The 18,773-nt window shown below is 73.8% G+C and carries 17 protein-coding genes, 3 tRNA genes and 1 other RNA gene; 10 read left to right on the forward strand and 11 right to left on the reverse strand.

Annotated features, from left to right (window positions below):
- Nucleotides 1–225: 225 nt before the first annotated feature.
- The 5 genes from AC07FY_RS12410 to AC07FY_RS12430 all read right to left on the reverse strand — a co-directional run bounded on the left by AC07FY_RS12410 (nt 226) and on the right by AC07FY_RS12430 (nt 3,017).
- Nucleotides 226–310 (reverse strand) — tRNA-Ser (locus AC07FY_RS12410).
- A gap of 57 nt (nt 311–367) precedes the next feature.
- Nucleotides 368–796, reverse strand: coding sequence for a tRNA adenosine(34) deaminase TadA (gene tadA, locus AC07FY_RS12415; protein WP_479004568.1), 429 nt, complete (start codon nt 794–796; stop codon nt 368–370).
- Nucleotides 797–909: 113 nt separating this feature from the next.
- Nucleotides 910–1,458, reverse strand: a complete 549-nt coding sequence (locus AC07FY_RS12420; protein WP_479004391.1) for a tRNA adenosine deaminase-associated protein — start codon at nt 1,456–1,458, stop codon at nt 910–912.
- A gap of 327 nt (nt 1,459–1,785) precedes the next feature.
- Nucleotides 1,786–1,971 (reverse strand): hypothetical protein, encoded by a 186-nt coding sequence (locus tag AC07FY_RS12425; protein ID WP_479004394.1) that lies wholly within the window; start codon nt 1,969–1,971, stop codon nt 1,786–1,788.
- A gap of 92 nt (nt 1,972–2,063) precedes the next feature.
- Nucleotides 2,064–3,017 carry a universal stress protein gene (locus AC07FY_RS12430; RefSeq protein WP_479004397.1) on the reverse strand — a complete coding sequence of 318 codons (954 nt, stop codon included), beginning with the start codon at nt 3,015–3,017 and terminating at the stop codon, nt 2,064–2,066.
- 139 nt (nt 3,018–3,156) lie between these two features.
- Between AC07FY_RS12430 and upp the strand changes: the two genes are divergently transcribed.
- Nucleotides 3,157–3,792 (forward strand): uracil phosphoribosyltransferase, encoded by a 636-nt coding sequence (upp, locus tag AC07FY_RS12435; protein ID WP_479004400.1) that lies wholly within the window; start codon nt 3,157–3,159, stop codon nt 3,790–3,792.
- Between the two features lie 22 nt (nt 3,793–3,814).
- On the opposite strand, the gene AC07FY_RS12440 is transcribed toward upp, so the two are convergent.
- Nucleotides 3,815–4,477 (reverse strand): LytR C-terminal domain-containing protein, encoded by a 663-nt coding sequence (locus AC07FY_RS12440; RefSeq protein ID WP_479004403.1) that lies wholly within the window; start codon nt 4,475–4,477, stop codon nt 3,815–3,817.
- A gap of 315 nt (nt 4,478–4,792) precedes the next feature.
- Complete coding sequence (locus AC07FY_RS12445; RefSeq protein ID WP_017240525.1) at nt 4,793–5,089, reverse strand: type II toxin-antitoxin system VapB family antitoxin; 297 nt, start codon at nt 5,087–5,089, stop codon at nt 4,793–4,795.
- A gap of 88 nt (nt 5,090–5,177) precedes the next feature.
- Here AC07FY_RS12445 and AC07FY_RS12450 point away from each other — a divergent pair, with 88 nt between their 5' ends.
- Nucleotides 5,178–6,788, forward strand: coding sequence for a helicase HerA-like domain-containing protein (locus tag AC07FY_RS12450; RefSeq protein ID WP_479004406.1), 1,611 nt, complete (start codon nt 5,178–5,180; stop codon nt 6,786–6,788).
- Between the two features lie 112 nt (nt 6,789–6,900).
- Nucleotides 6,901–7,833, forward strand: a complete 933-nt coding sequence (gene opcA / locus AC07FY_RS12455; protein ID WP_479004409.1) for a glucose-6-phosphate dehydrogenase assembly protein OpcA — start codon at nt 6,901–6,903, stop codon at nt 7,831–7,833.
- Here the strand turns inward: opcA and AC07FY_RS12460 are convergent.
- Both AC07FY_RS12460 and AC07FY_RS12465 read right to left on the reverse strand, forming a co-directional pair.
- Entirely contained in the window at nt 7,782–8,255 is a 474-nt protein-coding gene (locus AC07FY_RS12460) for a cupin domain-containing protein (RefSeq protein ID WP_479004412.1), read from the reverse strand. The genes opcA and AC07FY_RS12460 overlap by 52 nt on opposite strands.
- A 111-nt stretch (nt 8,256–8,366) precedes the next feature.
- The gene (locus tag AC07FY_RS12465; protein WP_479004414.1) at nt 8,367–8,990 is read right to left on the reverse strand and encodes an HhH-GPD-type base excision DNA repair protein; all 624 of its coding nucleotides are present in this window, start codon (nt 8,988–8,990) and stop codon (nt 8,367–8,369) included.
- 112 nt (nt 8,991–9,102) lie between these two features.
- On the opposite strand from AC07FY_RS12465, the gene AC07FY_RS12470 reads away from it, so the two are divergent.
- Nucleotides 9,103–9,915 (forward strand): VOC family protein, encoded by an 813-nt coding sequence (locus AC07FY_RS12470; RefSeq protein ID WP_479004417.1) that lies wholly within the window; start codon nt 9,103–9,105, stop codon nt 9,913–9,915.
- A 57-nt stretch (nt 9,916–9,972) separates the two neighbouring features.
- Here the strand turns inward: AC07FY_RS12470 and AC07FY_RS12475 are convergent.
- Nucleotides 9,973–10,060: transfer RNA gene (locus AC07FY_RS12475), tRNA-Ser, on the reverse strand.
- A 107-nt stretch (nt 10,061–10,167) separates the two neighbouring features.
- Here AC07FY_RS12475 and ffs point away from each other — a divergent pair.
- The 6 genes from ffs (at nt 10,168) to AC07FY_RS12505 (ending at nt 18,619) form a co-directional block, all read left to right on the forward strand.
- Nucleotides 10,168–10,266: signal recognition particle sRNA small type (ffs, locus tag AC07FY_RS12480), an RNA gene on the forward strand.
- A 54-nt stretch (nt 10,267–10,320) separates the two neighbouring features.
- Nucleotides 10,321–12,513: a DNA polymerase III subunit gamma and tau gene (locus AC07FY_RS12485; protein WP_479004419.1), complete on the forward strand. Its 2,193-nt coding sequence runs from the start codon at nt 10,321–10,323 to the stop codon at nt 12,511–12,513.
- 61 nt (nt 12,514–12,574) lie between these two features.
- The gene (gene purD, locus AC07FY_RS12490; RefSeq protein ID WP_479004422.1) at nt 12,575–13,828 is read left to right on the forward strand and encodes a phosphoribosylamine--glycine ligase; all 1,254 of its coding nucleotides are present in this window, start codon (nt 12,575–12,577) and stop codon (nt 13,826–13,828) included.
- A 321-nt stretch (nt 13,829–14,149) separates the two neighbouring features.
- Nucleotides 14,150–15,853 (forward strand): M48 family metalloprotease, encoded by a 1,704-nt coding sequence (locus AC07FY_RS12495; protein WP_479004423.1) that lies wholly within the window; start codon nt 14,150–14,152, stop codon nt 15,851–15,853.
- A gap of 219 nt (nt 15,854–16,072) precedes the next feature.
- A complete protein-coding gene (locus tag AC07FY_RS12500) occupies nt 16,073–17,554 on the forward strand; it encodes a N,N-dimethylformamidase beta subunit family domain-containing protein (protein ID WP_479004426.1) in 1,482 nt (493 codons plus the stop codon).
- Between the two features lie 159 nt (nt 17,555–17,713).
- Entirely contained in the window at nt 17,714–18,619 is a 906-nt protein-coding gene (locus AC07FY_RS12505; RefSeq protein ID WP_479004429.1) for a phosphoribosylaminoimidazolesuccinocarboxamide synthase, read from the forward strand.
- A gap of 77 nt (nt 18,620–18,696) precedes the next feature.
- On the opposite strand, the gene AC07FY_RS12510 is transcribed toward AC07FY_RS12505, so the two are convergent.
- Nucleotides 18,697–18,769 (reverse strand) — tRNA-Gly (locus AC07FY_RS12510).
- Nucleotides 18,770–18,773: the final 4 nt, after the last annotated feature.

Raw genomic sequence — 18,773 nt, forward strand, 5'->3', positions numbered from 1 at the left:
GCGGGCGGGCGGTCACGCGGGCGTCATCCGCAGGGGCGCCCGGAGGCGACGCCGGAAGCCCTGGCGGCCGCACCGGAGACCAATCGGCGAAGCCGCCACCGCCGTGCCGCGGACCAGCCGGGGAAGCCGTGGCTGCCGTGTCGCGGACCGCCCGGAACCGCGCGGCACGGCTCGTCACGAACGCCGAGAGCCCCGACCCTTGCGGGGCGGGGCTCTCGATCGGAGCGGTAGTGGAGGGATTTGAACCCCCGATGGGTTGCCCCATACTCGCTTTCGAGGCGAGCTCCTTCGGCCACTCGGACACACTACCGAGATGGATCCTAGCCTAAGGAGCCGCGTTCGCCGAAATCGGAATCCGCCCGGCCGGTCACAGGTCGCGGAAGAAGCCGGTGAGCTGCCGCGCGCACTCGTCGGCGAGTACGCCGCGCACCACCTCGGGCCGGTGGTTGAGCCGGCGGTCCCGTACGAGGTCCCACAGCGAGCCCGCCGCGCCCGCCTTCTCGTCGTCCGCGCCGTAGACGACCCGCGCGACGCGCGCCTGCACGAGCGCGCCCGCGCACATCACGCACGGCTCCAGGGTCACCACCAGGGTGCACCCCGGAAGCCGCCATTCCCCGACCGCGGCCGCGGCCCGGCGCAGGGCCACGACCTCGGCGTGCGCCGTGGGGTCGCCGGTCGCCTCGCGCTCGTTGTGCCCGGTGGCGATGACCGTGCCGTCGGGCCCGAGCACGACGGCGCCGACCGGCACGTCGCCGGCCGGCACCGCCCGGGCGGCCTCCCGGAGCGCCAGGCGCATGGAGTCCCGCCACGGGTCCCGTACGGGATCGGGCTCGTACGGGTCGTGCGCGTGCGTGTCGTGCGCATGCACGTCGTGCGGGTGCGCGTCGTGCGTGTCGTGCGAAGGCGGCACTAGCGGACGGCCTCCAGGACCTCGGTGGCGCCGAGGGACTCGGCGATCTCCGTCAGGGCGTCCCCGTTCAGGGTCATCAGCTGCTTGTGGGTCACGCCGAGGTCGTCCAGCAACTGGGGGTCGCCGAGCGGACCGGACGGCACCGGTTCCGCGCCGGTCCCTCCCGGCTCGTCCTCGTCGTCGGTCTCGTCGGCGAAGGCGGGAAGGGCGTCCTCCTCGCCGTCCTCGGTGCCGTCCAGGTCCAGCTCGTCGAGTTCGTCGTCCTCCTCGTCGCTGCCCAGCAGCTCTTTGGTCAGCATCGAGCCGTAGGAGCTGCGGGCGGCCGCGGAGGCGTTCGAAACGAAGTACCGCGGGTCCTCCTCGCCGTCCACGCGGACGACGCCGAACCAGGCGTCCTCCTGCTCGATGAGGGCGACCACCGTGTCGTCGTCGACAGCGGCGGACCGGGCGAGATCGATCAGATCACTGAGGGACTCGACGTCGTCGAGTTCCATGTCGCTCGCTTCCCACCCGTCTTCGGTGCGCGCGAGCAGTGCGGCGAAGTACACCGTGACTCTCCCACTGGTCTTAGGCGTGCCGGTTGGAGGTCCCCCCGGCCGGAGGCCGGGGTCGAACGGCTGTGGTGCTCGCCGTACGGCCCCGCCCAATCGGCATCGTGGCAGAAACGGCGGCATTGCGAGAGGTCTTCCGCGCTTGCGTCGTCCCGCGCCGTGCCCGGCGCGGTCACCGCGGAGGGTGCGCGACGGCGGTGCCGCACGGGTCCGGGGCCGGTGCCGGGCCCGGGACCGGCACCCGTCCGCGCCGGGCGCGCCCCGGCGGCACGGGGAGCGCGCGCCGCGCACTCGGGCGGGCGCGGGCCGGGCCCACCGGCCGGGTCACCAGCGGAACGTACGCATCCGCATCTGTTGGCGCATCCGGGCCGCGCGGGCGCGGCGGGGCTGGACGCGGTCGCGCAGCGCCCGCGCCTCCATGAGGTCGCGCAGGAACTGCGCGCGGCGTGCTCGGCGCTGCGCCGGGGTCTCGGTCTCCGGCGCTTCGTCGCTCGGCTGCGTGTCGGGCATCGGCCACCACTCCGGGCTGGTCGGTCGTTCCCCCTCGACCCACCTTCCCCCGGTCAGCCCGTTTGATGCCACCCCGTCGCAGGTCAGAACGGTCAGGCGGGTCCGGCCGCCTCGGCGGGGAGGGTCGGGACGACGGCCACGGGGCCGTGCGCGTGCTGGAGCACGGCGTGGGCCACCGAACCGATCAGCAGCGCCATGGCCTTGCGCCGCGGATGGTGGCGGCCCACCACGACGAGCTCCGCCGAGCGCGAGGCGATGACGAGCCGGCCCGCCGCGTCCCCGGGCACGGCGGCCTGTTCCACCGGGACATCGGGGAACCGGGTGCGGAACGGCGCCAGCCGCTCGGTCTGGGACCGCAGCATCTCCCGCTCGGCCGGTACGGCGTCCCCGTCATCCGCCCGGCCCTCCGGCGGGATCACCGCGAACGGCGAGTCGATCGCCAGGGCCGGCGCGGGCGGTACGGCGTACGCGGACACCACCTGGACGGTGGTCCCCCGCACGGCGGCTTCCCTGAACGCGAAGGCCAGCACGTCGTCCGGGGTCTCCGCGGCGTGCAGCCCGAGCACCACCTTCCCCGCGGACTCCTCCGCCGTGGCGCCGGCGGCCCTCCGCTCCGCGTGGGGGATCACCACCACCGGGCACGGCGCGGTCGTCGCGACGGCGCGGCTGTTCGAGCCGAGCAGCAGGCTGGCGAAGCCGCCGCGCCCGCGGGAGCCCATCACGAGCATCAGGGCCTCCGCGCCGATCACCCGCAGGGCCTCGGGGACGGAGCCCTCCAGGGACTCGTACCGGATGCCTTCCGGCAGGCCGGGGCCGCCGCCCAGCAGGGCCCGGATCCGGTCGGCGACCGGATCGGCGAACTCCTCCGGCTGGGAGGCGTCGTGCAGGGAGGCCCGGCGGCCCGCGTACAACTGGGCGTGGTCGGGCAGGACGTGGGCGACCAGCAGCCCCGTGCCGTGGCGCAGCGCCGCGGCCCTGGCCCACTCCAGGGCGCCCAGACCGTGCTCGGATCCGTCGACGGCGGCGACCACCGGTGCGTTGCTCATCAGTCCAGCCTGGTGGGCTCCCGCGCGGGTCGCATCCCCAGACGGACGCGAAGGGGCCCGCTCAGCGCGTAGCCTTTTGCGTGCAGGTCGCGTCTCGCGGCCGTTTTCGCTGGTCGCAGGCCGAGTTTTGGAGGATGTTGTGCGTTTGCAGGTCGTCGATCACCCCTTGGTGGCGCACAAACTCACCACCCTGCGCGACAAGCGCACCGACTCCGCCACCTTCCGCCGGCTCGCCGACGAGCTGGTGACCCTGCTGGCGTACGAGGCCACCCGTGACGTGCGCACCGAGCAGGCCGACATCGAGACCCCGGTCGCCCCGACGACCGGCGTGAAGCTCTCGCACCCGCGCCCGCTCGTGGTGCCGATCCTGCGGGCGGGCCTCGGCATGCTCGACGGCATGGTGCGGCTCCTGCCGACCGCCGAGGTGGGCTTCCTGGGCATGGTCCGCAACGAGGAGACCCTGGAGGCCTCCACGTACGCCACGCGCATGCCCGAGGACCTCTCGGGGCGGCAGGTCTACGTCGTCGACCCGATGCTGGCCACCGGCGGCACGCTCGTCGTGGCGATCCGTGAACTGATCAAGCGCGGCGCCGACGACGTCACGGCCGTGGTGCTGCTGGCCGCGCCCGAGGGCGTGGAGATCATGGAGCGCGAGCTGGCGGGCACGCCGGTGACCGTGGTGACGGCCGCGGTGGACGAGCGCCTCAACGAGCACGGCTACATCGTTCCGGGCCTGGGCGACGCGGGCGACCGCATGTACGGCTCGGCCGAGTAGCCCGGGACGGACCTCGGGCGCGTCAGCACTTCCCGGCGGGCGCGGGCACGGGGTTGGCCAGGACGGCCAGCGCCTTGTCCGCGTCCTCCTTCGTGCTCAGCTCCGTGAAGGCATCGCCCAGGATCAGGTCGATGTCCGCGGTCGCACGGGTGTCGTTCTGCCGCGTGGTGCCGGCGAGCTGGGTGCCCAGCACGCTGAAGGCCTTCTCGTCGGTGGTGGGGGAGCCCAGCAGTATCCCGGTGCCGGGGACCTTCTTGTCGAAGTCCGCGGGGGCGTTGCCGACCTTGCCGACGGTGAAGCCGCGTTTGCGCAGCTCGTCGCCGACGGCCTTGGCAAGTCCCGCGCGCGGGGTCGCGTTGTAGACGTTGACGGTGATGTCGGCGGGCTGGGGCAGGACGACGGCGGGCTTCGGGGTGGCCGCTGCCGCGGGGCCGCGCCGGGCGGCGTTCTCGGCCGGCTTCGTCGGACAGTCCTTGGCGCCCGCGGCCGTGTTCCGCTTCGGGCCGTTGCCCTGGAACACGTCGATGAGCTGCAAGGCCCCGTAGCCGAGCAGGGCCAGTGCGAGGACTGAGCCGAGCACGGCGAAGACGATCCGACGGGGGCTCCGCTTACGGCTCATGCGGGGATAGGAGGCTCCCGTGACGCGGTACTTTCCGCCCATGCCGGGGGGAGTGAGCATGCTCATGGGCGCAGCGTAGTGCCGCCGCGTGGCGATGCCTACTAAATGATCTGCTGATAGGTCAATGGTGACCCGAAAGGCGCAATCCAGGCGAAATCGGCAGCGCGAGACCCAGGGCGCGGTGAGTGGGCGGGGGTGGGCGGAAGCGGGCCGGGCGGCCGGGCCGCGACCAGGGGCGCCGAAGCCGCCGCGGGCAGGCCGGGCGCGTCGGCCCTCGGGCGCGCCGATCTCGCGCTCGCGCGCCGCCCCCGAGCTCGCGCACGGAGCCGGTCTCGGGCGCCGAGCCGGGCGCGGGCGGCCGTGGTGGTCGAAGCCGGTGGCTCAGTCCATCTCGAGGACGCGGGCGTGCAGCACCTGGCGCTGCTGCAGGGCCGCGCGCACGGCGCGGTGCAGCCCGTCCTCCAGGTACAGGTCGCCCCGCCACTTCACGACGTGCGCGAAGAGGTCGCCGTAGAAGGTCGAGTCCTCGGCGAGCAGCGTCTCGAGGTCGAGCTGACCCTTGGTCGTCACCAGCTGGTCGAGCCGGACCGGGCGCGGCGCGACATCCGCCCACTGCCGGGTGCTTTCCCGGCCGTGGTCGGGATACGGCTTTCCGTTACCGATGCGCTTGAAGATCACACGGAAAGCCTACCGGGCCGGGCCCCGCCGGCGCAGCCTCGCCGCGATGGTGCAAAAGTGGCGAACAGTGCCAATTCGGGAGTGATGCATGAGCGAGAGCACCGACCCCGCCGCCCCGGCGGAGCAGGCGGGCCCGGCCGACGAGATCGCTGCCGGATACGCCTTCACCGGCCCCGCGCTCGACCTCGGAGCCCTGCTCTGGGACGGCGCCTGCCTGCCCGACCACCGGATCCGCATCCCCCTGCCGATGCTCAACCGGCACGGGCTGGTCGCGGGCGCCACCGGCACGGGCAAGACCAAGACCCTCCAGCTCATCGCCGAGCAGCTGTCGGCCAACGGGGTCCCCGTCTTCCTCGCGGACATCAAGGGGGACGTCTCGGGGATCTCGGCGCCGGGCGAGCCCCACCCGAAGGTCGCGGAACGGGCGAAGGACGTGGGCCAGCAGTGGGAGGCCACCGGATACCCCAGCGCGTTCTACTCCCTCGGCGGGATCGGACCCGGGATCCCGGTCCGGGCCACCGTCACGGGCTTCGGACCGGTCCTGATGTCCAAGGTGCTCCAGCTCAACCAGACCCAGGAGCAGTCCCTCGGCCTGATCTTCCACTACGCCGACACCAAGGGCCTGGAGCTGATCGACCTCAAGGACCTGCGCGCGGTCGTCGCCTTCCTCGTCTCCGACCAGGGAAGACCCGAACTGAAGGGCATCGGCGGGCTGTCCACGGTGACGGCCGGGGTGATCCTGCGGGCACTGACCGCCTTCGAGCAGCAGGGCGCCTCGGAGTTCTTCGGCGAGCCGGAGTTCGACACGAGCGAGTTCCTGCGGACCGCCGCGGACGGCCGCGGCACGGTCTCCGTACTGGAACTGCCCGCGGTCCAGGACAAGCCGCAGCTCTTCTCCACCTTCCTGATGTGGCTGCTCGCCGACCTCTTCTCCGACCTGCCGGAGGTCGGCGACCTGGAGCGGCCCAAGCTCGTCTTCTTCTTCGACGAGGCGCACCTGCTCTTCAACGGCGCCTCGAAGGCGTTCCTGGAGGCCCTCACCCAGACGGTGCGCCTGATCCGCTCCAAGGGCGTGGGCGTCTTCTTCGTGACCCAGACCCCCAAGGACGTGCCGGGGGACGTGCTGGCCCAGCTCGGCAACCGCGTGCAGCACGCGCTGCGCGCCTACACCCCGGACGACGCGAAGGCGCTGAAGGCGACGGTGCGGACCTTTCCCCGCTCCGGCTACGACCTGGAGGAGCTGCTCACCGGGCTGGGCACCGGCGAGGCGGTGGTCACCGTGCTCAGCGAGAACGGCGCCCCCACCCCGGTCGCGGCCACCCGGCTGCGGGCCCCGCAGTCGCTGATGGGACCGATCGACCCGGCGGCCCTGGACCGGGCGGTGACGTCCTCGCCGCTCTGGCCGCGCTACGCCGAGCCGGTGGACCGCGAGTCGGCGTACGAGAAGATCAGCGCCGAGCAGGCCGCCGCGGAGGCGCGGGCGGAGGCGGCAGCGGCGGCCGCGGAGGCGCAGAAGCAGGCCGAGGCGGCCGAGAAGCAGGCCGCGCGGGCCGGGCGCGGCGCCCCGAAGCCGGATCCCTCGCTGGCGGAGCAGGTGGTGGGGAGCGGGCTGTTCCGCTCGCTGACCCGGTCGATCGGGACGCAGCTGGGCCGGGAGATCTCGCGCTCGGTCTTCGGTACGGCCCGCAGACGGCGCTGAGTGCCGGGCCGATCGGCCGAGCGGGCCGGGAGGGGTGCCGTCCCCGCCCGTTCCAGGCGGAATCGAGCGCACCGGGTGACCGGATCCGGTCCGTCGCTGACAGACTCGTGGGATGCGGACCGAACTGACCGACACCACGTCCAGCAAGATCAACCGGGCGCTGCTCGCCGCCCGCCGGGCCATAGGAAGTCCCACCACGGGGCTGGTCCTGACCCTCCTTGTCGTCACCGACGAGGAGAACGCCTACGACGCCCTGCGCGCGGCCTCCGAGGCATCGCGCGAGCACCCCTGCCGCATCATCACGGTGATCAAGCGCACCTCCCGCGGCTCGCACAAGCTCCGCGCCGGCCGGCTCGACGCCGAGCTGCGGGTCGGCTCGGACGCCGGGACCGGGGAGACGCTGGTGCTGCGCCTGCACGGGGAGCTGACCGAGCAGGCCGGCTCGGTCGTCCTGCCGCTGCTGGTGCCGGACGCTCCGGTGGTGGCGTGGTGGCCGGCCGACGCCCCCGCCGATGTCGCAGGCGACTCCCTGGGAGCGCTCGCGCAGCGCCGGATCACGGACGCGGCCGCCGCCTTCGACCCGGTCGCCGTACTGGACGAGCGGGCCGCCGCCTACCGGCCGGGCGACACCGACCTGGCCTGGACCCGGCTGACGCCGTGGCGGGCGCTGCTGGCGGCCGCCCTGGACCAGAAGCCGCTGCCGGTGACCGGCGCGGTGGTGGAGAGCGAGCCCGGCAACGCCAGCGCCGAGCTGCTGGCGCGCTGGCTGGAGGACCGGCTCGCGGTGCCCGTCGACCGGGTGGCGAGCGAGGGCCCGGTGATCACCCGGGTGGTCCTGCGTACCACCGGCGGCGAGATCCGGGTGGACCGGCCCGCCGGCGCCCTGGCGACCCTGATCCTTCCCGGGAGCCCCGACCGCAGCGTGGCCCTGAAGATCCGCAGCGGCGCCGAACTGATCGCGGAGGAACTGCGCCGCCTCGACGCGGACGTGACCTACGGCTCGGCGCTGCGGCGGCGGCCGCTCCAGGCGGCGCTCTCCGCGTAGTGGTTGTCGTACGCGGCGGAGCTGTCCTTGATGTCCTGCACCGTGGCCTCGCCCGCGTGGACCCGGCCGAGCAGGCGGTAGTACTCGAAGCGGCCCATGCCGGGGGTGAAGCCGACGAACACGCTCGCGCTGTGGCCCGCGGCGGGGGCGAAGGCGTGCGCGACCCCGGGCGGGACCGCGAGGAAGTCACCGGCGCCGAGGGTGTGCACCTCGTCCCCGACCAGGACGTCCAGCCGGCCCGCGGTCACGTGGAAGAACTCGGTGGCCCTGGTGTGGAAGTGCACCGGGGCCCCGGCCGCGCCCTCCTCGAAGGTGGCGGTGTTGCAGGTGAGCTCGGGGGTGTCGGTGAGCAGCGTGATGAGGCTGCCGGGGGCGTCGTGTACGGCTTCGGCGGTGGCGGCGCGGGTCGCGATCTCTGTCATGTCTCCAACCTAGGACCGGGATAGACCGGTTCCAGGGGTCAATCAGGGCCCTATCCGGCCGGTCAATTCGCGTTCGCCTGCCTGCGGGGACCTTGCGGCCGCCCGGACGGTTCAGTCCGACCCCGTCGTGGCCGTCGTGGCCGTCACGTCCTTGGCCGCCTTCGCCGCCGCCTTCATCTCCTGCTTGTGCGCCCGAACCTTGGCCAGCGATTCGGGGCCGGTGATGTCGGCCGCCGAGCGGTAGACGTCCGCCGGGCCGTAGCCGCCCGCCGCCTCCCGCCAGCCCTTCGGGCGCACCCCGAGCCGCTTGCCCAGCAGGGCGAGGAAGATCTGCGCCTTCTGCTCGCCGAACCCGGGCAGCGCCTTGAGGCGCTCCAGCAGCTCCTGCCCGGTTGCGACCCCGGCCCAGACGGCTTCGGCGTCCCCCTCGTAGTGCTCCACCAGGTACGCGCACAGCTGCTGGATCCGCTTCGCCATCGACCCGGGGTAGCGGTGCACGGCGGGCTTGTCCGAGAGCAGCGCGGCGAACGCCTCCGGGTCGTACGCGGCGATGGCGTGCGCGTCCAGGTCGTCGGAGCCCAGTCGCCGGGCGATCGTCCACGGCCCCGAGAAGGCCCACTCCATCGGGACCTGCTGGTCCAGCAGCATCCCGACGAGGGCGGCGAGCGGGCTGCGGGCGAGCAGGGCGTCGGCCTCGGGCCGCTGCGCCAGCCGGATGGTGATGTCCTTGTCCATGCCTCCAGCCTCGCGCGCGGGCGCGCTCCCCGCGCGGCCGGCGCACCGCGCGCCTAGCGTGGTCACGACGACAGCTACGCGTCCGAGTCCGAGTCCGAGGAGTCGATCGACCATGGGTGAGTTCACCGAAGGCGCGCCGTGCTGGGTGGACGCGATGTTCGCCGACGTGGAGGCCGCCAAGACGTTCTACGCCGACGTGCTCGGCTGGACCTTCGGCGAGTCCAGCAGTGAGTACGGCAACTACACGCAGGCGTACTCCGACGGGAAGGCCGTCGCCGCCGTCGTGCCCCCGATGCCCGGCGCGGACGCCCCGTCGCAGTGGTGCCTGTACCTGCACTCGCCGGACGCCGGGGCCACGGCGGAGAAGGTCACGGCGCACGGCGGCGAGGTGCTGATGGGGCCCATGCAGGTGGGCACCTTCGGCTCGATGCTGATCGCCAAGGAGCCCAGCGGCGCGGTGTTCGGCGTCTGGCAGCCGGGCGAGCACAAGGGCTTCGAGAAGATGGGCGAGCCGGGCGCGTACGCCTGGGCGGAGGTCTTCACCCGGGAGCCCGACAAGCCGGACGCCTTCCTCCCGCAGGTCTTCCCGTACGCCACCCAGGAAATGGACGCCGGCGACGACCCGGACGAGTCCGACATGGACTTCAAGGTCTACAGCGTCGGCGGTCCCGGCAACCCGGTGCTGGGCCGGATGAGGATGGGCGACGAGTTCCCGCCGGAGGTCCCTTCGTACATCCAGGTCTACTTCGCCGTCCCGGACTGCGACGAGGCGATCGAGAAGGCCAGGAAGCACGGCGGGCAACTGCACTTCGGCCCGATGGACAGCCCGTTCGGCCGGTTCGCCGCGCTCACGGACCAGCAGGGCGCGGCCTTCGCGGTGATCGACCTGTCGACGACGGTCGGCGAGGTGCCGGAGTTCGCCTGAACGTAGAAGGCCCCGGCCGGTTTCCCGGTCGGGGCCTTCAAGTGCCCGGTGAGGCACTGGCGGAGGATACGAGATTCGAACTCGTGAGGGGTTGCCCCCAACACGCTTTCCAAGCGTGCGCCCTAGGCCACTAGGCGAATCCTCCGCCGCAAACAATACAAGACGTTGAGGGGTGCTCGCGAACGTGATCGTCTTCGGAGGGCGCGGCCGGGGCCCGGCTCGATTCCGGGGGCATCCATCCGCTAGGGTGGGCTCAGCCCCTCACGTGGCGCTATCTCACCCAACTCCCCCAGGGCCGGAAGGCAGCAAGGGTAAGTGGGCTCTGGCGGGTGCGTGGGGGGCGCTTTGCGTTCCGGGCGGGCTCGTGGGCCGCCGTTGTCGGTGGGCCCGGATAACCTCGTAGACGTGTCGTCCCTTGCGCTGTACCGCCGCTACCGCCCCGAGTCGTTCGCCGAGGTCATCGGGCAGGAGCATGTCACTGTCCCCCTGATGCAGGCCCTGCGGAACAACCGGGTCAATCACGCGTACCTGTTCAGCGGGCCGCGCGGGTGCGGAAAGACGACCAGTGCGCGCATCCTCGCCCGCTGCCTGAACTGTGAGCAGGGTCCCACTCCCACCCCGTGCGGGGAGTGCCAGTCCTGCCGCGACCTGGCGCGGAACGGCCCGGGCTCCATCGACGTCATCGAGATCGACGCCGCCTCGCACGGTGGTGTGGACGACGCCCGCGACCTGCGCGAGAAGGCGTTCTTCGGGCCCGCGTCGAGCCGGTACAAGATCTACATCATCGACGAGGCCCACATGGTCACCTCGGCGGGCTTCAACGCCCTGCTGAAGGTCGTCGAGGAGCCGCCGGAGCACCTCAAGTTCATCTTCGCCACCACCGAGCCGGAGAAGGTGATCGGCACCATCCGGTCCCGCACCCACCACTACCCCTTCCGGCTCGTGCCCCCCGGCACCCTGCGCGACTACCTGGGCGAGGTCTGCGGCCGCGAGGGCGCCCGGGTCGAGGAGGGCGTGCTGCCGCTGGTGGTGCGCGCCGGCGCCGGTTCCGTGCGCGACTCGATGTCCGTCATGGACCAGCTGCTCGCCAGCGCCGCCGACGAGGGTGTGACGTATGCCATGGCCACCTCGCTGCTCGGCTACACGGACGGCTCGCTGCTCGACTCCGTCGTGGACGCCTTCGCCGCCGGGGACGGCGCCGCGGCCTTCGAGGTCGTGGACCGGGTGGTGGAGGGCGGCAACGACCCGCGCCGCTTCGTCGCCGACCTCCTCGAGCGGCTGCGCGACCTGGTCATCCTGGCGGCCGTGCCGGACGCCGCGGAGAAGGGGCTGATCGACGCCCCCGTCGACGTCGTGGAGCGGATGCAGGCCCAGGCGTCCGTGTTCGGGGCCGCCGAGCTGTCGCGCGCCGCCGATCTCGTCAACACCGGCCTCACCGAGATGCGCGGCGCCACCTCGCCGCGGCTCCAGCTGGAGCTGATCTGCGCCCGCGTGCTGCTGCCCGCGGCCTTCGACGACGAGCGGTCCTTCCAGGCGCGGCTCGACCGGCTGGAGCGCAGCGGGGCCGCCGCCTTCGCGTCCGCGCCCGGCGTGCCCGCCATGGGCTACGTGCCCGGGCCGGAGGCGCACCCGATGGCGCCCGCGGGTCCCGGTGGCGGGGTGGCCGCGGCGCGTGCCGCCGCAGGCGCCGCGGCCGTGCAGCAGCCCGCCGCGCCGGTGGCGGTGCCCGAGCCGGTACGGGCTCCCGCGCGGCCGGAGGCGCCGGTTCAGGCCGCGCCCGCCGCCCCGGCCCCCGCCGAGCCCCCCGCCCCCGCCGGGCCCGCGCCCGGAGCGTGGCCCGGCGCCGCGCAGCCCGGCGGCGCCGCCGCGGCCCGGCCCGCGGCCGCCGCGCCCGGTGCCTGGCCCAGCGCGGCCGCCCCCGGCCAGGGGACCCCGGCCCCGGCGGCGCCCGCACCGGCCGCCCAGGCCCCGGCCTCCGCCGGCCCGTCTCCGGCCGCCGCCCCCGCGCCCTCCCCCGGGATGGCCGCCGGGGCCGGGCAGGTGCAGGCGATGTGGCCCGGCGTCCTCGAGGCCGTCAAGAACCGCCGCCGCTTCACCTGGATCCTGCTCAGCCAGAACGCCCAGGTCACCGGCTTCGACGGAACCACCCTCCAGCTCGGCTTCCCCAACGCCGGAGCCCGCGACAACTTCGCGAGCAGCGGCAGTGAGGACGTGCTGAAGGCCGTCCTGTCCGAGCAGTTCCAGGTCAACTGGAAGATCGACGCCGTGGTGTCCGGGGCGGCTCCGGCCCCGCTCCCCTCCTCCTCGTACGGCGCCCCGGCGGCCCCCGCCCCGGCCTACAGCCCCCCGCCGCAGGCGCCGGCCCCGTCCGCTCCTGCCCCGCAGTACCCCTCACAGCAGCCGCAGCAGTCCCAGCAGCCCCAGCAGTCGGGCTCCGCCCAGCAGCCCCCCGCACGGCAGGCGCCGCCGCCGGTCGCCCCGGAGGACGACGTCCCCGAGGAGGACGATCCGGACCTCGTCGAGAGCGCGCTGACCGGACACGACCTCATCGTGCGCGAGCTCGGAGCCACGGTTGTGGAGGAATACACGAATGAGTAGCACCGCCTGATTGGGGTGGCCGCACGAAGCCGGCTGCGCCGTCCGGGCTAGGCTGAGCAGCGTGAAGGTCCTCGTCATCGGCGGCGGCGCCCGCGAACACGCCCTGTGCCGCTCTCTGTCCCTCGACCCCGACGTCTCCGCGCTGTACTGCGCTCCCGGCAACGCCGGCATCGCCGAGGTGGCCGAACTCCGCCCGGTCGACGCCCTCGACGGCGCGGCCGTCACCGCCCTCGCCACCGAACTCGGCGCCGACCTGGTCGTCGTCGGTCCGGAGGCCCCGCTGGTCGCCGGGGTCGCCGACGCCGTGCGCGCCGCCGGCATCCCCGTCTTCGGCCCGTCGGGCGAGGCGGCGCGGCTGGAGGGCTCCAAGGCCTTCGCCAAGGACGTGATGGCCGCGGCCGGGGTCCCGACCGCGCGCAGCTACGTCTGCACCACCCCGGAGGAGGTGGACGCGGCCCTCGACGCCTTCGGCGCCCCGTACGTCGTCAAGGACGACGGTCTGGCCGCCGGGAAGGGCGTCGTGGTCACCGACGACCTCGCCGCCGCCCGCGCCCACGCACTCGGCTGCGACCGCGTGGTCATCGAGGAGTACCTCGACGGCCCGGAGGTCTCCCTCTTCGCCATCACCGACGGCGTCACCGTCGTCCCGCTCCAGCCGGCCCAGGACTTCAAGCGGGCGCTGGACGGCGACGAGGGCCCCAACACCGGCGGCATGGGTGCCTACTCCCCGCTGCCGTGGGCCGACCCGAAGCTGGTCGACGAGGTCATGGAGCTGGTCCTCCAGCCGACCGTCGACGAGCTCCGCCACCGCGGGACGCCCTTCTCCGGTCTGCTCTACGCCGGCCTGGCCATCACCAGCCGCGGTACCCGGGTCATCGAGTTCAACGCCCGGTTCGGCGACCCGGAGACCCAGGTCGTCCTGGCCCGGCTGCGCACCCCGCTCGCCGGCGTGCTGCTGAACGCCGCCAACGGCACCCTGGACGCCCAGCCCGCGCTCCGCTGGAGCGAGGACGCGGCCGTGACGGTGGTCGTCGCCTCGCACAACTACCCCGAGACCCCCCGCACCGGCGACGTCATCGAGGGGCTGGACGAGGTGGCGGCGAAGGACGCGCCCGACGCGTACGTGCTGCACGCCGGGACCCGCCGGGAGGGCGGCTCCGTGGTCAGCGCGGGAGGCCGCGTGCTCTCCGTGACGGCGACCGGTTCCGATCTGGCGCAGGCCCGCGAGAAGGCGTATAAGGCTGTCGCGCGGATCCGGCTGGACGGCTCGCAGCACCGTACCGACATCGCGGCGAAGGCGGCCGAGCGCCCCTGAGCCAGGGCTGAGCAGTCCCCGCGGGCCCGGTGCGCAGGAGGTGCGCCCGGGCCCGCGGGCGTGTTCGCGTGCGACTGCATCCGGCCGCGTTCGAACACACCCACCTTTACCCAAAGCCATTCCATCGGGTGATCGTCCCCCGGTCCGCCTGACGCCCGGGCGCGCCCCAACTAGGGTGCGGCGCAAGCATTCCGGCACTCGTTCCGGCACATGGCCCACCGGCATTGCGATGTCAGTGGCGGGTGTCACAGTGGGGGAGTGAGCAAAGCCGCCGCAGGGCAGAGGGGGTGAGGTCCGGCCGTGTCCGGAAACGGTTCGATCATGGAAGTGGGCGTGCCGTCCGCGCGTTCCCGCGCCCTGGCCGTGCTGCGCGTGCGCAGCAGGGCCATGGCCGCCGCGCTGCTGCCCGCCGCCTTCGCGGTGGTGCTGGTGGCCGCCCGGATGACGGGCCGGCTGGCCGGTGACCCCTGGCCCGCGGTGACCCTCGCCGTCTGTGTGTTCGCCGCCGTCGTGCTGCTCGTCGGCGGGATCTTCGGCGCGGTGGTCCTGCGGGCGAGCCCGGCCGTCACGCCGACGGTCCCGCTGTCCGAGACGGCGGCCCCCGACCTGTACCGGCTGGTGCGGGACCTGGCCGACCGGATGAAGGTGCCGGCGCCCTCCGCGATAGCCCTCACCCCGGACTGCGACAGCTGGCTGGAGGACCGCAGCCACACGGCGCACCGCCGCGGCGGCATATCCGCCGGCCCGGAGACCGAGCCCGGGGCCGCCCCGGTGCTGGTCATCGGCTCGCCGTTCCTGTGGTGGATGCGGGTCGCCGAGCTGCGCGCCGTCCTCGCGCCGGTCGTCGCCGGCACGGGCCCTTCGGCGCACCCGGACATAGCCGACGCACGCGGGTTCGTACGGGGCTTGGACGCGGCCGTGGATGTGGGCGGCCGTCGCGGCCTCGGCTGGATCGCCGCTCCGGCCCGGCTGCTGCTGCGGCTGTGCCGGGCGGACGCCGCGGAGATGGAGCGCGGCGTGGCCGCCGCCGCCGCGGACCGCGCCCAGGGCGTGGACTACGGGCTGCGCATCGTCGCCCAGGAACAGGTCGGCCTGGCCTACGCGGGCTGGGACCGGCTGCTGACCCGGGTCGCCCTGCCCGCCTGGCGGATGGGCCGCTGGCCGGCGCACCTGGACGCCGGGGTGGTCTCCGCGCTGACCGAGCTGTCCCGGCGGGACAGGCTGGCCGACGAGTTCACCTCGCGCCTCGGCGAGCGGCCCGCCTGCGACCTGCTGGAGCGGCCAGGAGCGGTGGACGAGGCGGTGTCGCTGCTGGCGGCACGGCTCTTCCACGGCGGTCCGGCCGAGACCGGGCCCGAGTGGTCGCCGGTGGACTGGGCGGCCTATCCGGAGGAGGTCGTGGACCGCAAGTGGCGCATCGAGGCGGCCCGCCTGCACGCGGCACTGGACGCGCTGACCGTCACCCCCGCCCCGCCCGCCACGGCGGCCCCCGCACCCTCGGCGGTCACGGCCCCACCCGCCACGGGAACCCTCGCCCCCGGGACCCCCGGGACCGCGGCCCCCGGAACCGCCGCCCCCGCCGACCGCTTCGCCGGCCCGACGCTGGAGCGGGTGCTGGACTACCTCACCGACCCCATCGGCGCGGGCACGGCCGGAGAGGCGCTGGCCGGACGGCTCAGCGGCGACCTGGCCCGCGAGGAGCGCGCCACCGGCCCGGCCGCCGGGACCGGAAAGGCCCGCGGTGCGGACGCCGTACCCCTCTTCCCGCTCCAGCCCCCGCGCACCGGCCGGGACCTGCTCGCCGACCACGTGACGGCGATGGTGTGCTGCGCGGCCGTCGACTCCGTCGGCGCCGCCCCCGGCCTGGACTGGCTCGACGGTCCGGTGCTGCTGGTCGGCGGCGACCGCCGCTCCGACCTCGCGCCCCGCGTGCTGTGCCTGGTGGAGGACGGTGACCCGGAGCCCCTGCGCGACTGGCTCGCGGACCTCGGCGTCCGCCCCGACAAGCCGGTCCGCCTCGTCTGACGGCGGCTGCGGCGAACCTGGCGGCTCCGGCTGCCCCACCAGCCCTCCCGGCCCGATCCCAGGCGCCCCAACGGGCTACGGCTCGCACACGCAACCGGAGCCGCATGTTCCGATCACGTCAATTCGCGACGAACGGTGACGGACTGCGTGCGTTATGTGATGTGCTGGGACCGGCTCGAAAAACAGTGCCCGTTCGGGGGAGCGAGGGAGGGGAACGGTATGGGTGCGGACCAGATCCGGCGGTGGGAGTCAGGTGCGCTCGCACACGCGGTCAACGACCCCTTCGGACAGGGCCCCCTACCTTGGTTCCGCGGCAGTGAACTCTACGTGGACGACACCGGCCAGGTCCTCCCCTGGTACGTGGAGCCGTCGCTCGTTCCCGGCCAGCTCCCGCGCGCCCGCGGCACCGGCGGCGGCCCCCGCACGGCCGACGACGTGCACGGGCAGATCAAGGGCTTCGCCTCCACCGGCGCCGTGGCCCCCGGTGAGGCCATCGACTTCCACGTCACGGTCGACCCGCCCCAGCAGTTCTCGGTCGACGTCTACCGGATCGGCCACTACGCCGGCGACGGCGCCTCCAAGATCACCACCAGCCCCCGGCTGTCCGGCATCGTCCAGCCGGCCCCCCTCGCCGCCGGCCGCACCGTCTCCTGCCACCACTGGTGGCTGTCCTGGCGCCTGCAGGTCCCCTCCTACTGGAGCATCGGCGCGTATGTGGCCGTCCTCACCACCGCCGACGGCTACCGCTCCCACATCCCCTTCACGGTCCGCGACGACCACCCCGCCGACCTGCTGCTCCTGCTCCCCGACATCACCTGGCAGGCATACAACCTCTACCCCGAGGACGGCCGCACCGGCGCCAGCCTCTACCACGCCTGGGACGAGGACGGCCGGCTGCTCGGCGAGCAGGACGCCGCCCACACCGTCTCCTTCGACCGCCCCTACGCGGGCGCCGGCCTGCCCCTGCACGTCGGGCACGCCTACGACTTCATCCGCTGGGCCGAGCGCTACGGCTACGACCTCGCCTACGCCGACGCCCGCGACCTGCACGCCGGGCGCGTCGACCCCACCCGCTACCGCGGCCTGGTCTTCCCCGGCCACGACGAGTACTGGTCCGCCCCCATGCGCCGCACCGTCGAACGCGCCCGCTCGCACGGCACCTCCCTCGTCTTCCTCTCCGCCAACACCATGTACTGGCAGGTCGAACTCGCACCCTCCCCCTCCGGGGTCGAGGACAGGCTCCTGACCTGCCGAAAACGCCGTGGCCCGGGCCGCCCCGCCCTCTGGCGCGAGGTGGACCGCCCCGAGCAGCAACTGCTCGGCATCCAGTACGCCGGCCGCGTCCCCGAACCCGCGCCCCTGATCGTGCGCAACGCCACGCATTGGCTCTGGGACTCCACGGGGGCGGCGGAGAACGACGAGCTGCCCGGCCTGGTCGCGGGCGAGGCCGACCGGTACTTCCCGCGCACCCAGCTCCCCGCGCACCAGGAGCGCATCCTGCTCGCGCACTCCCCGTACCTGGACACCGAGAACCACCGCCGCCACCAGGAGACCTCGCTCTACCGGGCGCCCAGCGGGTCCCTGGTGTTCGCGTCGGGCACCTTCGCCTGGTCCCCGGCCCTCGACCGGCCCGGCCACGTCGACGAGCGCGTGCAGCGCGCCACCGCCAACCTCCTCGACCGGATCTGCAAGCGGGACTGAGACCGGGACTGAGACCGGGGCTGAGGCCGGGACGAAGATCGGGGCCTGAGACCGGGACCGAGAGCAGGCGCCGGGCCCGCATGACACCCCGCGGGACCGGGCATGCGACCCGGTGCGGGAGAATGGGTTTGCGCTTGTACAGACCCACAGGGAGACCCCGTGTCCGGATTCGTCGAAAAGCCCGAGCCGGTTGAGGTTCCCGGCCTCGTCCACCTCCACACCGGCAAGGTGCGCGACCTCTACCGCGACGAGGACGACCGCCTCGTCATGGTCGCCAGCGACCGCATCTCCGCCTTCGACTGGGTGCTGCCCACCGTGATCCCGGACAAGGGCCGCGTCCTCACCCAGCTCTCCCTGTGGTGGTTCGACCAGCTCGCGGACCTCGTCCCGAACCACGTCATCTCCACCGACCTGCCCGCCGGCGCCCCCGCCGACTGGGCGGGGCGCACCCTGGTCTGCCGCAACCTCGACATGGTCCCCGTCGAGTGCGTGGCCCGCGGCTACCTGACCGGCTCCGGCCTCGCCGAGTACCGCCAGACCCGTACGGTGTGCGGGCTGGCCCTGCCCGAAGGCCTCGTGGACGGCTCCGAGCTGCCCGGCCCGATCTTCACCCCGGCGGCCAAGGCGGCGGTCGGCGAGCACGACGAGAACGTCAGCTACGAGGAGGTCGCGCGCTCCCAGGGCGCCGAGACGGCGGCGCTGCTGCGCCAGACCACCCTCGCCGTGTACAGCCGGGCCCGGGACATCGCCCGGGAGCGCGGGATCATCCTGGCCGACACCAAGTTCGAGTTCGGCTTCGACCCGAAGGACGGCACGCTGGTCGCCGCCGACGAGGTGCTGACCCCGGACTCCTCGCGCTTCTGGCCCGCCGACCTGTGGGAGCCGGGCCACGCCCAGCCCTCCTTCGACAAGCAGTACGTCCGCGACTGGCTGTCCTCCCCGGACTCCGCCTGGGACCCCAAGGGGGAGCTCCCGCCGCCGGCCCTCCCGCAGGAGGTCGTCGAGCGGACCCGCGCCAAGTACATCGAGGCCTTCGAGCGGCTCACCGGCCTGCCCTGGTCGTAGGGCGCCCGGGGCGCCCCGGGCGCCGCGCAACGACGAAGAAGCCCCCGGTCGTGAGACCGGGGGCTTCTCGCCTGCAGAGCGGACAACGAGACTCGAACTCGCGACATCCACCTTGGCAAGGTGGTGCTCTACCAACTGAGCTATGTCCGCATGC

This window comes from Streptomyces sp. NPDC045967 (assembly GCF_056430495.1).

Bases quoted from the DNA above. Each gene is read 5' to 3' on its own strand.
- tadA (WP_479004568.1), bottom strand. From the start codon at position 796: ATGCGCCTGGCGCTCCGGGAGGCCGCCCGGGCGGTGCCGGCCGGCGAC.
- AC07FY_RS12425 (WP_479004394.1), bottom strand. From the start codon at position 1,971: ATGCCCGACACGCAGCCGAGCGACGAAGCGCCGGAGACCGAGACCCCG.
- AC07FY_RS12430 (WP_479004397.1), bottom strand. From the start codon at position 3,017: ATGAGCAACGCACCGGTGGTCGCCGCCGTCGACGGATCCGAGCACGGT.
- AC07FY_RS12440 (WP_479004403.1), bottom strand. From the start codon at position 4,477: ATGAGCATGCTCACTCCCCCCGGCATGGGCGGAAAGTACCGCGTCACG.
- AC07FY_RS12450 (WP_479004406.1), top strand. From the start codon at position 5,178: ATGAGCGAGAGCACCGACCCCGCCGCCCCGGCGGAGCAGGCGGGCCCG.
- opcA (WP_479004409.1), top strand. From the start codon at position 6,901: ATGCGGACCGAACTGACCGACACCACGTCCAGCAAGATCAACCGGGCG.
- AC07FY_RS12460 (WP_479004412.1), bottom strand. From the start codon at position 8,255: ATGACAGAGATCGCGACCCGCGCCGCCACCGCCGAAGCCGTACACGAC.
- AC07FY_RS12465 (WP_479004414.1), bottom strand. From the start codon at position 8,990: ATGGACAAGGACATCACCATCCGGCTGGCGCAGCGGCCCGAGGCCGAC.
- AC07FY_RS12470 (WP_479004417.1), top strand. From the start codon at position 9,103: ATGGGTGAGTTCACCGAAGGCGCGCCGTGCTGGGTGGACGCGATGTTC.
- AC07FY_RS12495 (WP_479004423.1), top strand. From the start codon at position 14,150: ATGGAAGTGGGCGTGCCGTCCGCGCGTTCCCGCGCCCTGGCCGTGCTG.
- AC07FY_RS12500 (WP_479004426.1), top strand. From the start codon at position 16,073: ATGGGTGCGGACCAGATCCGGCGGTGGGAGTCAGGTGCGCTCGCACAC.